The 14,571-nt window shown below is 67.4% G+C and carries 9 protein-coding genes; 2 read left to right on the top strand and 7 right to left on the bottom strand.

The features are described 5' to 3' along the window. Positions 1-4 precede the first annotated feature (4 nt). Positions 5-2,113: a bifunctional rhamnulose-1-phosphate aldolase/short-chain dehydrogenase gene (locus AC1D2H_RS10845; RefSeq protein ID WP_478010925.1), complete on the bottom strand. Its 2,109-nt coding sequence runs from the start codon at positions 2,111-2,113 to the stop codon at positions 5-7. Between the two features lie 452 nt (positions 2,114-2,565). On the opposite strand from AC1D2H_RS10845, the gene AC1D2H_RS10840 reads away from it, so the two are divergent. Together AC1D2H_RS10840 and AC1D2H_RS10835 are read left to right on the top strand one after the other, a co-directional pair. Next, a complete protein-coding gene (locus AC1D2H_RS10840; protein WP_477930343.1) occupies positions 2,566-3,447 on the top strand; it encodes a DeoR/GlpR family DNA-binding transcription regulator in 882 nt (293 codons plus the stop codon). After that, positions 3,444-4,826, top strand: a complete 1,383-nt coding sequence (locus AC1D2H_RS10835; RefSeq protein ID WP_478010924.1) for an FGGY-family carbohydrate kinase — start codon at positions 3,444-3,446, stop codon at positions 4,824-4,826. Before AC1D2H_RS10840 ends, AC1D2H_RS10835 begins: the two co-directional genes overlap by 4 nt. Before the next feature lie 57 nt (positions 4,827-4,883). On the opposite strand, the gene AC1D2H_RS10830 is transcribed toward AC1D2H_RS10835, so the two are convergent. The 6 genes from AC1D2H_RS10830 to AC1D2H_RS10805 form a co-directional block, all read right to left on the bottom strand. Then, complete coding sequence (locus AC1D2H_RS10830) at positions 4,884-5,549, bottom strand: PEP-CTERM sorting domain-containing protein (protein ID WP_478010923.1); 666 nt, start codon at positions 5,547-5,549, stop codon at positions 4,884-4,886. A 163-nt stretch (positions 5,550-5,712) separates the two neighbouring features. After that, the gene (locus AC1D2H_RS10825; protein ID WP_478010922.1) at positions 5,713-7,542 is read right to left on the bottom strand and encodes a rhamnogalacturonan lyase B N-terminal domain-containing protein; all 1,830 of its coding nucleotides are present in this window, start codon (positions 7,540-7,542) and stop codon (positions 5,713-5,715) included. A 181-nt stretch (positions 7,543-7,723) separates the two neighbouring features. Beyond that, positions 7,724-8,956, bottom strand: a complete 1,233-nt coding sequence (locus AC1D2H_RS10820; protein WP_478010921.1) for a serine hydrolase domain-containing protein — start codon at positions 8,954-8,956, stop codon at positions 7,724-7,726. A gap of 4 nt (positions 8,957-8,960) precedes the next feature. Next, a complete protein-coding gene (locus AC1D2H_RS10815) occupies positions 8,961-10,184 on the bottom strand; it encodes a rhamnogalacturonan acetylesterase (RefSeq protein ID WP_478010920.1) in 1,224 nt (407 codons plus the stop codon). A 1-nt stretch (position 10,185) separates the two neighbouring features. Continuing rightward, positions 10,186-12,921, bottom strand: coding sequence for an exo-rhamnogalacturonan lyase family protein (locus tag AC1D2H_RS10810; RefSeq protein WP_478010919.1), 2,736 nt, complete (start codon positions 12,919-12,921; stop codon positions 10,186-10,188). Next, positions 12,918-14,570, bottom strand: coding sequence for an MFS transporter (locus AC1D2H_RS10805; RefSeq protein ID WP_478010918.1), 1,653 nt, complete (start codon positions 14,568-14,570; stop codon positions 12,918-12,920). The genes AC1D2H_RS10810 and AC1D2H_RS10805 overlap by 4 nt, the downstream gene beginning before the upstream one ends. Position 14,571: the final 1 nt, after the last annotated feature.

Genomic DNA, 14,571 nt, shown 5'->3' with positions numbered 1-14,571 from the left:
ATTGTTAGCGCGTGAAGGCCGCGGCGTTGCCGGCGTCCACGTTGAGGACGTTGCCGGTGCTCTTGCCGGACTTGTCGCTGGCCATGAAGTAGACCGCTTCGGCGATGTCCTCGGGCAGCACGCTGAGCTTGAGCATGCTGCGCTGGCGATAGAACTCTTCGATGTTGTCCGAGTCGATCTTGTTGGACGCGGCGCGCTCTTCCTTCCACTTGCCGTCCCAGATGCGCGAGCCGCGGATGACGGCGTCGGGGTTGACGACGTTGACGCGCACGCCGATGGCGGCACCCTCCAGCGCCACGCAGCGGGCCAGGTGGATCTCGGCCGCCTTGGCCGTGCAGTAGGCCGATGCGCCGGCGGAGGCCACCAGGCCGTTCTTGCTGGCCACGAACACCATGCTGCCGCCGATCTTCTGCTGCTTCATCAGGCGGAAGGCACCGCGGCTGACGAGGAAGTAGCCGGTGACGAGGATGTTCTGGTTGCGGTTCCAGATCTCCAGCGTGGTGTCTTCCAACGGTGCGGCTGAGGCGATGCCGGCGTTGGAGACGAGGATGTCCAGGCCGCCGAAGCGCAGGGCCGTGGCCGACAGCAGGGCTTCGACTTCGGCTTCGGAGGTGATGTCGCCCCGCACGGCGGCGACGTTGTCCTTGCCGCCGACCTTCAGCAGGTTCTGGCGGGCTTCTTCCAGCGCTTCGGCATCGATGTCGGTCAGCATCACGCAGGCACCTTCCTGCAGCAGCTGGCGAGCGACCGCCTGGCCGATGCCACCGGCGCCGCCGGTGACCAGGGCCACGCGGCCGGCCAGGCTCTTGGGCTTGGGCATGCGTTGCAGCTTGGCTTCCTCGAGCAGCCAGTACTCGATGTCGAAGGCCTCCTGCTCGGGCAGGCCGACGTATTTGTCGACGCCGTTCGCGCCGCGCATCACGTTGATGGCGTTGATGTAGAACTCGCCGGCGATGCGGGCGGTGGCCTTGTCCTTGGCGAACGACAGCATGCCGACGCCGGGGATCAGGTAGATGATGGGATTGGCATCGCGCACGGCCGGGCTGTTGGGCCGCTTGCAGCGCTCGTGATAGGCCCGGTAGTCAGCGCGGTAGGCCTCCAGCGCGGCGTCCAGGCCGGCCAGCACGGCATCGACATCGGGCTTGGCCGGGTCGAAGTCCAGCACCAGGGGGCGGATCTTGGTGCGCAGGAAGTGGTCGGGGCAGGACGTGCCCAGGGCGGCCAGCTTGGTCAGGTCCTGGCTGCCGACGAACTCCAGCACCGCGGCGCTGTCGTTGAAGTCGCCCAGCTTGCGCTCGTCGGCGCTGATGCGGCCGCGCAGCGCGGGCATCAGCTTGGCGGCGAGTGCCGCGCGTTGCTCGGCCGGCAGGGTGGGGGTCTTCACGCCGCCGAACACCGGCTGCTTGATGTTCTCGGAGAGCCACTGCTCGGCCAGGCGGATCATGTCCAGCGTGATCTCGTAGCAGGACTTGGCCGTGTCACCCCAGGTGAACAGGCCGTGGCCTTCCAGGATGATGCCCTTCAGTTGGGGCTGCGACGTCGCCAGGGCCTCGAGCTTCAGGCCGAGGTCGTAGCCGGGGCGCTGCCAGGGCAGCCAGCCCAACTGGCCACCGAAGATCACTTCGGTCAGGCGGCGGCTGTCGGCGCAGGCGGCGATGGCAATGATGGCGTCCGGGTGCATGTGGTCGACATGCGCCTTCGGGATATAGGCGTGCAGCGGGGTATCGATACTCGCGGCACGCGGATTCAAATTGAATGTGCAGTGCGGCAGGTAATCCACCATCTCGTCCTCGAGCTCCAGGCCGCGATAACGCTTCTTGAGCGCCTGCAGCTTGCTCATATAGAGGGTGGAAAAACCATCGAGCTTGATGCTGCCGAGGTCGCCGCCCGAGCCCTTGACCCACAGCACCTCGACATCCTCACCCGTCAAATGGTCGCGCATCAGCACCTTGGCCGAGGTATTACCACCGCCGAAATTCGTCACGCGCAGGTCCGAGCCCAGCAGATTGGAGCGATACAGCAGCAGTTCGGGTTCGCTCAGCTTGGCCGCCACGGCGTCGTCCCATTTCGAGACGATCGGAGTTTGTGCAGGGGTTTGAGAAATTGCAGTCATCAGCTTGCCTGTATTCAGTCCGTCATTCATCCCCGTGAGCGCAGCCTGCGGTCCGGAGCCCGCCATTCGCGGGGTTAGCGGAACGCAGTGTGGGCCGAAACGGCGCGCCATGGGCGGCGGCGGCGCAGTAAATCAAAAGGATGAGCGAATGCGGCGGGCGCGATGCCTCCGCTCACGAAACGCTCACGGCCGTGAGCGTTTTCTGATTGACCTTGTCACCTGCCTGACGTAATCTGTACTTGGAACAGCGTTTCACCCAGGCTTTGATTGCTTCTGAGCGTGAGTGGAAAGGGCTGTAGCGACCGGCGCCTACGCTCACCGGCCGCGATCAAGGACCTGGCCTCAGCCGGGCCGCCAAGCCAAGCGACGCCTGCCCTTCAGAGGCTGGGTGCCATAAATACGAGACAACGGTCGCCGCCGGTTCTCCGGGACGCCCGATAAAGGTGATCCACATGATCAATCACAAGCGCCACAAGCGTCTGCTCAAACTGCTGGACGAGCGCGATCACGCCAGCGTGCAGCAATTGATGGAATGGCTTTCGGCTTCCGCCGCCACCGTGCGACGGGATATTTCCTGGTTGGCTGCCAAAAACCAGCTGACGCGCACCCGGGGTGGTGCCCAAAGGCTGGAGCAGAAGAAAAAGTCCTACACGCTGTCCAGCGAGACTTTTCAAAGCAATGCCCAGCAGAATACTGCCGCCAAGCGCGCCATCGCCCGTTATGCCACCTCGATGTGCAATAACGGCGAAACCATCATCATCAATGGGGGCACCACCACTTTCATGATGGCGGAGTTTCTCGTCGAGAAACAGCTGAAGATCCTGACCAATTCATTCCTGATGGCCGAGCGCCTGCTCGTCACCAGCGACAACGAAATCATCCTGCCCGGCGGCAAGGTCTATCGCGAGCAGAACGTCATCCTCAGCCCGTTCGAGAACGACGTCGCCCAGCACCATTACGCGGCCAAGATGTTCATGGGCGTCTACGGCCTGTCCATCCTGGGCCTGATGGAAGCCGATCCGCTGCTGATCCAGGCCGAAAAGCGCCTCATCGGCCAGGCCGAGGAACTCGTCGTGCTGGTGGACAGCTCCAAGTTCCAGCGCAAGGCCGGCCTGGTGCTGTGTGGCCTGAACCGCGTGTCCACCGTCATCACCGACACCGGCGCGTCCGACAGTGCCGTGCAGCTGCTGGAGCACTACGGCGTGCGCGTCATCACGGTGGAGCCCGAAGCCGTGGACCCTCGGGTGGTGGAGGCTTCGGCCATGAGCTCGAATGACTATGCGGCCGTGCTGGAAGCGGGTGGCTATGGACGCCACGTGGCGTTGAACTCTTGAGCGCTGCCCGCGGTCAAAGTGTCATCCTCGACATCGGCAAGACCAACGCCAAGCTCACCCTGATCGACTCGGCCGGCAAGACGCTGGCCGAGGCGCGCACGCCCAACACCGTGCGTCGCGACGGCCCCTATCCGCATCACGACACCGAAAGGCTGTGGACCTGGATGCTGGGCCAGTTGCGCGAGCTGTCGACGCTGGCGCATATCCGCGTCATCGTGCCCGTGACGCACGGCGCGACGGCGGCATTGATCGACGACGCGGGCCTGGTGCTGCCGGTGCCCGATTACGAGCATGTGCCCGGCGATGCGACCGATGCGGCGCGCTATGACTTGCTGCGGCCGGCCTTTGAAGAGAGCGGCTCGCCGCAGCTGCCGGCCGGCTTGAATCTGGGCCGCCAGCTGGACTGGCTGCAGGCGCGCTTCCCCGCGGAGTTCGCTCAGGCCAGGCATGTGCTGATGTATCCGCAGTACTGGGCGTGGCGCTTCTGCGGTGTCGCGGCCAGTGAGGTCACCTCCCTGGGTTGCCATACCGATCTGTGGCGGCCGCGCCAGCGCACCTGGTCGTCGCTGGTGGAGCGTCAGGGCTGGCAGCCACTGTTCCCGCCGCAACGCGAAGCGTGGGCGCGGCTGGGCACGCTGCGGCCCGATGTCGTCGCGGACACGGGCCTGCCGGCCGATTGCGAGATCGTCTGCGGCATCCACGACAGCAATGCCTCGCTGCTGCGCCACCTGCTGACGCTGCAGCAGAGCGGCCCCTGCACGGTGCTGTCCACCGGCACCTGGGTCATCGCCGCGGCGCTGGGCTCGGCGACGCGGCCCCTCGTCGAGGCGCAGGACATGCTGGCCAACTGCAATGTCTTCGGTGACGCCGTGCCCTGCATCCGCTTCATGGGCGGGCGCGAGTTCGGCGCCATTGCCGGCGAACGACCGGCGGCGTTCACGGCCGAGGATCTAGAGCGGCTGATTGCGCGGCAGACGATGGCGCTGCCCTGCTTTGCGGAGACCGGCGGGCCGTTCGAGGGGCAAGCCGGGCGGGTCCAGGGCGTTGCGCCGCAAACGGATGCGGAGCGCGCCGCGTTGGCGACGCTCTACGTCGTGCTGATGACCGACCATTGCCTGGCCGCTCTCGGCGCCAGGGGCCGTGTCGTCGTCGAAGGCGCGTTCACGGCCAACCCCTGGTTCGGCCCGCTGCTGGCGGGTCTGGCCGAGGGCCGCGACGTGACCGTGTCGGACGACAGCAGCGGCACGACCTGCGGCGCCTGGCTGCTGGACGCCTGGGGCAGCGCCCCCGAGGCGGCCGCAGCGCCCGTGGCCGCGTTGAACCCACCGGGCTGGCGGGCCTATCGCGACGCCTGGCGAACGCAGGCCGGCGCGCACTGAATGAAGGAAAAAGGGCCGGCCTCCCGCGAGACCGGCCCTTTGACTTTGGCGCAGCGATCAGCCGCGACGGCGACGGCGCACACCGGCCACACCCAGCCCGGCCAGCGAGGCCAGCGCAAGGGAGCTCGGCTCGGGGACGGTGAAGGCGCGCACGCTGTCGATGGCGGGCGCGCTGTAGCCAGACACGTCGCTGGCGCTGTCGAAGGCATAGACCCTCACCTCGTCAAAGCCCACCAGGTCGCTCAGGCCGAGCACGCCGCCGATACCCGCTGCGCCGAGAGACACGCGGCCGGTGCCGGTCTGCACGCCGTCCAGCCAGGTCTGCCACATCAGGTAGATGTTGGCGTAGCCCGAATCGACGGCGAACTCGATGCCGTTGAGGTCGCGTGCCGCGCTGCGGATGGATAGGTAGGCGTTCATGCCCGCAGTGGCGAAGTAGTTGCCGGAGAAGGACTGGCTGTAGGACTCGCCGGCGCCCAGATCGACACAGTTGCCGCCGGCATAGCCGCAGCCACCGTTGTCGTTGCCCAGGCCGGTATGGCTGAACAGCAGACCCCCCTCCGACCAGGGGCTGGCCAGCGCGGTGTTGGTCTCGAAGTCGGCGGTATAGGTCAGGTGCGCGGCACCGGGCGTGGCGCTGCCGGCACCGGTGGTCTGCACGACGGCGGCCATGGCGGGTGCCGCGAACAAGGCCGCGATCAGGGAGAGAAGTTTGGTTTTCATGGTGGTGGATGTGTCAGTTGTATTCCGGGCCGAGCGCCGGGCCGCCCCTAGCCGGCCCGCGTTGGCGATGTGCATGCGGCTCGACGCCGCATGCATCGCCGTCCCCTCGGGGGACCGACTGGGCTGACCCGCGTCCAGCGAGGTCAGACCGGGCGAGGGGTACCTAGTTCGCTGCGACGAGGTCGATGGCGTCGAAGGACAGGGCGGGGCTCAGGAAGCCCGCGCCGGCGGTGCCGCTGACGGTGTTGATGGTCAGCACATTGGTGCCGACGACGAGCTGGGCGGCCGGGATGTCGAAGGTGTAGAGGCGGTTGAAGCCGCGGTAGGTGCCCACGGTGACGTTGCGCGAGACCTTGGGCGGCGCGCTGGGAATCGCGGACGACCAGCTGTTGACGGTGACCTGTGGGCGGGCGCTGTTGTAGTCGGCCGTGATGCCGATGCGCAGCCGCAGCGGGGCCGCGTTCTGGCCGCGCTTGAGCGTGAAGCGCACCTGCAGGCCGTTGTTCACGTCCTTCCATTGATAGGCCGGCCAGTTGGCATTCGTCGACGTGCCGACGATGAAGGGGCCTGCCAACCACGAAGCCATGCGCACGTCGGACGGGTGCATGAAGTTCAGGCGGTCGCCGTTGATGAACTCCTGAGGCGTGCCGTCCCAGCGGCCGATGCGCCAGATCGCCGGCGTGGCCTCGGGGTCGGCCGTGATGGCCACCGGGTTCAGCGCAAAGCTGGTGTTGGCCGTGACCGTCACGGGCACGGTCTGCACGGCGAGTTCGCCCTTGTAGACCGTCATCGTGTAGTTGCCCGGCAGCATGCCCTCGGCCGCGAAGTGGCCGTCGACCGGGTCGGCGTCCACCCAGTACTGCGCCTGCGCATTGGCGAAGCCCACCGTGTAGGGCACGCCTGCGACGCGGCCCGTCAGGCCGGCCACGTTGACCGCGCCCCGGCCCACCGGCGGCACATAGCCGACCATGCCCAGCTGGCCATACCAGCTGGTGTCGGGTCTTGCCGTCGGCGCGGTCCCGTCGTTGAAGATCATCGTGTAGGTGTTGAGCACATTGAGGCGGAAGGGCTCGATCTGGGCCTCGCCGTAATTGACCATATAGGTCAGCTCGTTGGTCGTGTCGGTGATCTGCTGCAGCAGGCTGCGGTAGAAGGGGCCGCTGGAGCCGCCTTCGTTGTTGTCGCGCCAGAACCAGATGCCCACGCCGGCACCGGTGCCGCCGAGGAACTGCCAGTCCTTCAGGCGACGGTTGGCGTAATGCTTGGAGCGCGACTGGCCGTAGCGCGGGTCGCTGCTGGCGAAGCCGAACACGTCGCTGGCCTCGATGGCGCCGTTGGTGCCGCGCAGGTCTTCGGCCCAATAGCTCTGGCCGGCGTAGGTCACGAGGCCGCCGGCCGCGTTGGCCGGGCCGCCGTTGGGCAGCTTGGCGATGGGGATGCGCGCGATGAAGCGCACCAGGCCGTGCACATCGGGCTCCTCGGTGAAGTGGGTGCCCATGTGGATGTTGGACTCACCCTTCTTCACCACGTAGTAGTGCGTCAGCACGCCACCCTTGAGGCTGTTCACGGTCAGCGTGACGCGGATGTAGGCGTCGCCGGTGACGACGCCGCCATTGGTCGTGGCGGCCGGCACGACGCTGCCATTGGCGTTGACCAGCTCGGCCTTCACGGCCACGGCGCTGACGCCGGTGTAGAGCCAGTCGGCGCCCGAGTTCAGCTGCGTGCCGCGCGCCGGGTCGGCGTACTCCACGCCCTTGTAGACCATGCTGGAGAGGTCACCTGCCGACGTGGTGCTGGCGCCGTTGTCATAGCCGCGCACCTTGAACACCAGGCCGGCGTCGGTATCGATGACGTATTGCGGCTTGGCGGCATTGCCGCTGTCGTGGACGGTGGTGATGCTGAGGGCCGCCATCGCGGCCGGTGCGGTGGTGGCGAGCAGCGCGGTGGCCAGCCAGCGCGCCCAGGGCGGGCGCGCGCTTGTCTTCGTGTGCATGAGGTCTCCTGGTTTCGTGTCGTTGTTCACGGTCTATGACCGGGAGCGGACTCTAGGCAGGAGGCCTCGTTGCGTGTACTCAACCCAATGAGCGTTTGGGCCGCGTTTCAAATACGCCGTCGACGGCGCGAATTGATGCGCGCTAACACGGCGTTCGCGATACCCGATGTGGCATCGCGCGTCACTTCATGAGGGCTTGATAGGTCAGGTTGCGCACGCGCAGATGCAGCGTCGAGTTGCCCGCGGGCCGCAGCTGGGTCATGAAGAGTATGACCAGGCGCTCCTTGGGATCCACCGTGTACTGCGGGAAATAGGCGCTGCCCCAGCCGAAGGCGCCTTCGCTGCCCAGCTCCTTGAAGCCGCCGGTGCGCACATTGACCCAGAAGCCCAGGCCGAAGCCATCGGCGTCGCCACCGGACTTGGCTCCGAGATGGTCGGCCGTCATCAGCGCCACGGTGTGGGGCGCGAGCAGGCGCACGCCGTCGAGTTCGCCCTTGTTCAGCAGCATCTGCAGGAAGCGGGTGTAGTCGCCGGCCGTGGACAGCATGCCGGCGCCACCGGACAGCAGCTTGCGTGGTCCGTTGACGAAGTCGCTGTGCGCGGCCGTTTCCATCAGCTTGATCTGCCCGCCCTCCAGGCCGTAGACGTTGGCCAGGCGGTCGAGCTTGTCGGGTGGCAGGAAGAAGCTGGTGTCCGGCATGCGCAGCGGGCCAGTGATGCGCTCGCGGATGAAGCGGTCCAGCGGCTGGCCGGACACGACCTCCACCAGCCGCCCCAGCACGTCGGTCGCATAGCCGTAGATGAAGGCATCGCCCGGCTGGCCCTGCAGCGGCAGCGCGGCCAGCCGGTCGGTCCATTGCGCCAGCGTCTCGTCGTTGCCGACGAGATACCAGTCCTTCATGCCGGCCGCGTCGTAGGCGGCCTTGGCCGGGCCGGGGCCATAGCTCATGCCGGCCGTGTGGGTCAGCAGGTCGTGGATGGTCAGCGGCCGGCGCGGCTTCTCGGTGCCGCCACCGGGCAGCGCCACCTGCACATTGGCGAAGGCCGGCAGATAGCGCGCCACCGGGTCCTTCAGCAGGAAACGGCCTTCCTCGTAAAGCATCATGGCCGCGACCGTCGTCAGCGCCTTGGTCATGGAGGCGATGCGGAAGATGGCGTCCGTGCGCATGGGCTTGGCGTTCTCGACGTCCTGCTGGCCATAGGCCTTGAAGACGACGGGCTTGCCATCGCGCAGCACCACCATGACGCCGCCGGCGAGCTGTTTGCTGCCGATCTGCTCATCGATGGCGGCGTCCAGGCGCTTCAGCCGTTCGGGCGAGAAGCCGGCGACCAGGGCCGGCGGCGCTGCGATCGAGGCGGGCGCGTGGATCAGCGCGGCGCAGGCCAGCGCCACGGCAAGGACGAGAGACTTCATGCGGCTAGTCGCCCAGCGGGCGCTGGTTGGTGAAGCCGGGGCTGGTGGCGACGTGGAACTGCTCCGGCGCCTGCGGTTTGCCCGGCTCGATGGCGCCGAGATCATCCCGCAGCTGATCAGCCACCGGCACCCGGGCTTCCCTGAGGCCCAGGGCCACCAAACGCGCCAACTGCATGGCGCCGTAGTTGTTGTGGTGGGTGTTGTCCAGCTTGCCGTTGTTCAGCGGGTGGGCGGCCTGGGAACGCTCGGGCCCCAGGGCCGCATAGACCTGCTGGCTCATCGCGTTGAGGTCGATGAAGGCCAGCTTCATGTCCTGGGCCACGGCGCGGGCCGAGTCGGCGTACTCGGTCAGGCTGGGCTTGAGCTTGCCTTGCGCGTCGAAGTTGCGTCTCTCCATCGATGACACCACGACCGGCACGCCGCCGCGCGCCAGGATGCGTTCGGCGTGCGTGCGCAACTCGGCCTTGTAACTCTCGGCATTGCCGCTGCCGTCCTTCTGCTGCTTCTGGTCGTTGTGGCCGAACTGCAGCAGCACGGTGTCGCCGGGCTGCAGCAGCGACAGGATCTTGTCGATGCGCCGGCGCGCCAGCGAGTCGCGGAAGGTCTCGCCCGACTCGGCATGGTTGGCCACGGCCACGGTGGGCTTGAACAGGGCTGTCAGCATCTGGCCCCAGCTGGCATAGGGCTCGCCGCTCTGGTCGGCGACGGTCGAGTCGCCGAGCAGGAAGACGGTGGGAAGGCTGACCGGCTCGATGACGAGCTGGCGCAGGGCGGGATGCGGCCCGTTGATCTCGAGCGTGAGCCGGCGGTCCCAGGCCCAGGCTTCGCTGGCGATCTCGCGCTCCTTGAGCTTGACGCGGCCGGCTTCGACCCCTGGCGCGGCGGTGATGTCGGCCGTGCGCACGTTGACGATGAAGCTGCGGGTCTCGGTGCTGCCTGCGGGCAGGCTGACGCTGTCCAGCATCAGCCGCCGCAGCTCGGCCTTGACCGTCGTGTTGCTCGCCTCGGCGCCGCCCAGCGTGGCGGTGACGCGGTAGTTGCCTTCGGGCAGGTCGACCGAGAAGAAGCTGGACTGGCCGGCTGCATTGCGTGGCGAGCCGGGCTCGAAGCCGTTGCCGCGTTCGCGGCTGTAGGTCTGCTCTGGGCCGGTGAGGTCGAAGCTCACGGGCTTGTCGGCGGCCCAGGTGGGTGCGGCCAGCAGGCAGGCGATGAGGAGGAGGCTCTTCATGTCAGTCGCTGAGCTGATCGCCGATCAGGGCCAGGTTCTGGATGGCCGCCAGGCCCCATTGCGCCGTGTCGTTGGTGCTGATCCACGGCGCCTCGTCGACCGGGTTCAGCGCCAGCGGGCCGGCGATGCGCGTCGTCTTCAGCGTCTTGTGGCCGCGCGGGTCGTCGGCCCAGAACTCGCGCCAGGCGCGCTGGGCCAGGGCCTTGTCCTGCTTGCTCTTGGCCGCGTAGGCGCTCAGACGCGAATGCCCCACGCTCAGCACGGTGCCGCCGCCATGCGGCGCACCCAGCGCCTTGACCTGCTGTTCCTTCGGCGCGTTGTAGAGCTCGCAGTACTGCAGCCAGACCTGCTTGAAGGCGGGCTCATCGATGAGGTCGACAAGCTCGGCCATCATCTCGACGGCGCCGAAGACGGCGCTCAGGTGGCTGGCGCTGAGCTTGTCGCCGCTGACGTTGTGGAAGGCGCCTTCGTTGGGGCCGGTGGGCTCGTAGCCGCCGCTGCCGGTGAAGAAGCCATGCGGCATGGCGGCAATGCCTTTCATGCCGCGCAGCAACTTGTTGCGCCAGCGCGCGTCGCCGGTGCGCTCCCATTCGGTCAGCACGTTGGCGACCACCGAACCCCAGTCCGTGCCGAAACCGATGCGTGCCGGCCAGGGGCCCTTGTCGACGCGGCCGGCGATCTTGCGCACGGGGTCGACCTCGTCCATCTTGCTGTCGGCGTTCAGCACCTCGCGCATGACGTCGCCGATGCGCTCGTCCGCCGTCAGGTAGTAGTAGAAGCGACGGTAGGCAGCCGTGGAGATGCGTGCCTGCTTGGCGCTGCAGCCCCAGTGCTGCACGTTGTGCCGCGTACCCAGGCCCTGGAAGCGGCCGGCGTGATAGATGTCGACCTCGCTGGTGTGGCGCACCATGGCCTCGGCGAAACGGAAGATGTCGGCGCGGCCGCTGCGCAAGTAGGCGTACCAGAGCCAGAGGTCGGGCGAGAGCTCGGAGTTGTCCCAGGCGAAGCCGCCGACGTCGTAGCGCCATTCGTGGCGGTCGCTGTCATAGGTGTGGCGGATGTCGCCATAGTCCCAGAAGCCGTACCAGTGCCGCTGCTCGACTTCCTTGGCGTAGAAGCCGAACAGGAAGTCCAGCTTGTCCTCGATCTTCTGGCGTGCGGGCGTGGAGCGGTCGGGCAGGCTCCACAGCTTGCCGAAGACGCCGGCCTGCAGATAGCGAGCTGGCGACGCAGCCAGCTGCGGCGGCGTTTGCACCGCGGTAGCCATCTGCACGAGGCGCTCGCGGGTCGGCGTGGCGGCCAGCGCCCACAGCGTGATCTCGCTGCTGCGCGCGATGCCTACCGGCGTGCCGAAGCCCTTCTCATAGTCTTCGTAGGTGACCTCCAGGCCTTCGAGCTCCTGCTCGTGGGTCTCCATGCCGAGGCCATCGTGATAGAAGCGCAGGTCCATGGCCGGCGCCTCGGGCGAGTGCATCCACAGCGTCACCTGCGCGGCGTCGGTGTGGGCGTTGCGGATGTCCAGCTGCGTCGGGTGGCGCTGCCAGAAGTCGCGCAGGCCGAATGCCACGCCGCCGGTGGCGCCGCCGATATAGCCGCTGCCCGGCGCACGCCTGCCGAAGGCGGCGGGAATCCAGCCGTGGCCGGCCTTGGTGCGCTTCTTGATCTGGAAGCCGTCGGCGCTGAGTTGGCTCAAGCTGTAGTCGCCCCAGGCGGGAATGCGATGTTGCAGTTCGCGCACCTGCTTGCCCCATTGCGCCACCGGCGGCGTGGCGCGGCCGGCGAGTTGGGCCTCGCGCACGGCGGCGCCCGGGTCGCGGCGCAGGCCGGTCAGGTTGCGCACGCCCTCGGCCCAGAGGCCGCCGGCTTCGCCGGCAAAGCGCACGTGGCGGTCGTAGAGGGCATCGCGCAGCGGCACGTCGAAGCGCAGGCCGATGCCGCGCAGGAAATCCTTCTGGTCGTCGCCATCGAAGACAAAGGTGTGCATCACGCGCAGCGACTCGGCACCGGCGTAGAAATACAAGCGCACCGAGAAGGGCAGCCATTCGCGGCCGGCGGCGCTGCGGTGCTGGCCGTCGACCTTGATGACGGCGCGCACCGGGCCGGTCTGCTCGACGGTCAGCTTAGTCGTGCGGCTCTGGAAGGCGGTCTGCGTGACAGCACCCTGCTCGGCATCGGGCTTGTCGTCGGTCTGCGCAATGAGGGTGCAGGCGCCCAGCACCTCGCGGCCGTCGCGCTCAATGCCCTGGATGAGCTTGGCGCCCTGGCGTGGCAGCTTGCAGCGGATGACGCCGGTGTCGACTTCGATGAAGTCCGGCCCCTCCTTGACGCTGACGATGGCGCCGCCTGTGGCCACGCCCTTGCCGGCGCGGATGCTGGGTGCGGCGCCGGCGTCGACGCCGGCCGGCAGCGCGTGCGCCGTCCATTTCAGCGAGCCGTCGGGCCAGTAGGCCAGCGGCCAGGTCTGCAGCGGCAGCGGGTTGCCCTTGGCATCGGCCGCGTTGAAGTCCTGACTCTTCTGATACTGGCCGCGCGGCCAGGGCAGGCCCAGCGTTGCGCCCAGCGGCAGTGCGGGCGCGGCGCCGTCGAGCCAGCGCAGCGCGAGCAGCTCGGTGGAGACCGTGGCGACCGGCGCTGGCGCCGGCGCTGCGCTGGCGGCAGTGGCCAAGCCGGTGAGGCCGGTGATGCCCAAAGGCAGTGACGCGGTCTTGAAGAAATTGCGGCGGCTGAAATCAGTCATGGGCGGGCTTGCAGGGGTTGCAGCGAGGAGTCGGCGGCGTGGCCGCTGCCGCGGCCCCAGAGGCGGTCGTAGGACCAGCCGGTCAGGTCTTCGACGATGCGGCGGCTTTCATCGGTTTCTGCCTCGGTGGCGCCGCTGCGCAGGCGCTCGACTTCGTTGACGAGGACGGCATGCGTGCTGGCATTGAGGCGGAAGGACCAGGAGGCGATCAGGCCGAACAGCATCATCAAGAGGGGCCCGCCCACCATCAGACCGGTGATGGTCTGGATGGCCTCGGGGCTTTGCACGATGACCTCGCCGGGGCGGCTCTTGGGCGAGATATAGCCGCCCAGGTCGATGATCCAGCCGCTGGCGATGATGGCGGCGCTCTGGGCCATCTTGCGCACCAGCGTCATCACGCCGGCGAAGATGCCCTCGCGGCGCTGGCCGGTGACGGCCTCGTCGATGTCGGGCAGGTAGTTGTAGACCGACCAGGGCACGAAGTTCAGCGTGCCGCGGCCCAGGCCCGCCAGCACGATGGGCACGAAGATCCAGAACACCAGGCTGAAGCTGCCGCTGGCGGGGTTCAGCGCGGTGAAGAGGTTGGTGCCCAGCGCCTTGAAGCCGGCGTCGAAGCCCTCGGGCCGCAACAGGAAGAAGCCCAGGTACAGCAACAGCGCTGCGCCGAACAGGGAGATCGCCAGGCGGTAGGCCAGCACGGGCCCGGTGCGGATGACGATCTGGATGGCCACCATGACCGAGATCAGCTGGGCCACATATATGACCGTCATCAGCTGCGAGATGACGAGGGTGGCGCCCATCAGCACCGTCGCCACGAAGATGGGGAAGGCGGTGTTGAAGATGTCCTGCGACAGATAGCCACCCAGGTAGATGGACAGATGCTGGCGGAAGGCGCGGATCTTCAGCGTCGAGAACAGGTCGCCGAACATCTTGACCGGCAGGGCCAGCGCCGCCTTCAGCGTCACGCCGCCATAGGTCTGCGACAGCACGGCCTGTTCGCGGGTGCCGTAGGGGCGCTCCCAGGTCGTCAGCACGACGATCGTCACGACGACCGAGAAGATGCAGCCGAAGATGGCCGCCATCCAGAAGAAGGTATCGGGCGAGTCCTTGCCGCCGAACTGGCTGATCAGCAGCGTGGGCAGGTAGGAGGCCAGGATGGCCGAGCTCTGCGCGACGATCATGCGCGCGCCGGCGAACTTGGCCTTGGCCTTGTAGTCCTTGGTCATCTCGGCGGCCAGCGTTTCCCAAGGGATGAGAAACATCGTGTACAGCAGCTCGAAGAAGATGAAGGCGAGCAGGTAGTAGGTGAAGCTGTGGCCGGTGCGGAAGATCAGCGCGAAGCTGGGCAGCAGCGGGATGGTGATGAGCAGGAAGAGCTTGCGCCGGCCGATCTTGCGGCCCACCCAGGTGTGGCGCAGGTTGTCGGACACATAGCCGATGAGGGGGCAGGTGATGGCTTCAAGCAGCCTGGGCAGACCCAGGATCAGGCCAGCTTCCACGGCGCTAAGGCCACAGAAGGTCGTGAAGAAATAGAACAGCCAGCCGGTGATGACGGCCTGGGCGCCGGCGCCCAGCATGTCGCCCGAGCCCCAGCCCCAGTAGTTGATCCAGTTCGGCTCGCGGGCCGCGGGGTGCAGGTTCTTGTTCATC

Source organism: Roseateles sp. P1_C1_2, assembly GCF_056406535.1.
The sequence above is the reverse complement of the archived record's forward strand: the minus strand, read 5'-3'. Positions and strand labels throughout refer to the sequence as shown.

What these genes read in the sequence shown, in the direction of transcription:
- AC1D2H_RS10820 (WP_478010921.1), bottom strand. Translation starts at nt 8,956, where the DNA reads ATGAAGTCTCTCGTCCTTGCCGTGGCGCTGGCCTGCGCCGCGCTGATC.
- AC1D2H_RS10845 (WP_478010925.1), bottom strand. Translation starts at nt 2,113, where the DNA reads ATGACTGCAATTTCTCAAACCCCTGCACAAACTCCGATCGTCTCGAAA.
- AC1D2H_RS10815 (WP_478010920.1), bottom strand. Translation starts at nt 10,184, where the DNA reads ATGAAGAGCCTCCTCCTCATCGCCTGCCTGCTGGCCGCACCCACCTGG.
- AC1D2H_RS10830 (WP_478010923.1), bottom strand. Translation starts at nt 5,549, where the DNA reads ATGAAAACCAAACTTCTCTCCCTGATCGCGGCCTTGTTCGCGGCACCC.
- AC1D2H_RS10840 (WP_477930343.1), top strand. Translation starts at nt 2,566, where the DNA reads ATGATCAATCACAAGCGCCACAAGCGTCTGCTCAAACTGCTGGACGAG.
- AC1D2H_RS10805 (WP_478010918.1), bottom strand. Translation starts at nt 14,570, where the DNA reads ATGAACAAGAACCTGCACCCCGCGGCCCGCGAGCCGAACTGGATCAAC.
- AC1D2H_RS10810 (WP_478010919.1), bottom strand. Translation starts at nt 12,921, where the DNA reads ATGACTGATTTCAGCCGCCGCAATTTCTTCAAGACCGCGTCACTGCCT.
- AC1D2H_RS10825 (WP_478010922.1), bottom strand. Translation starts at nt 7,542, where the DNA reads ATGCACACGAAGACAAGCGCGCGCCCGCCCTGGGCGCGCTGGCTGGCC.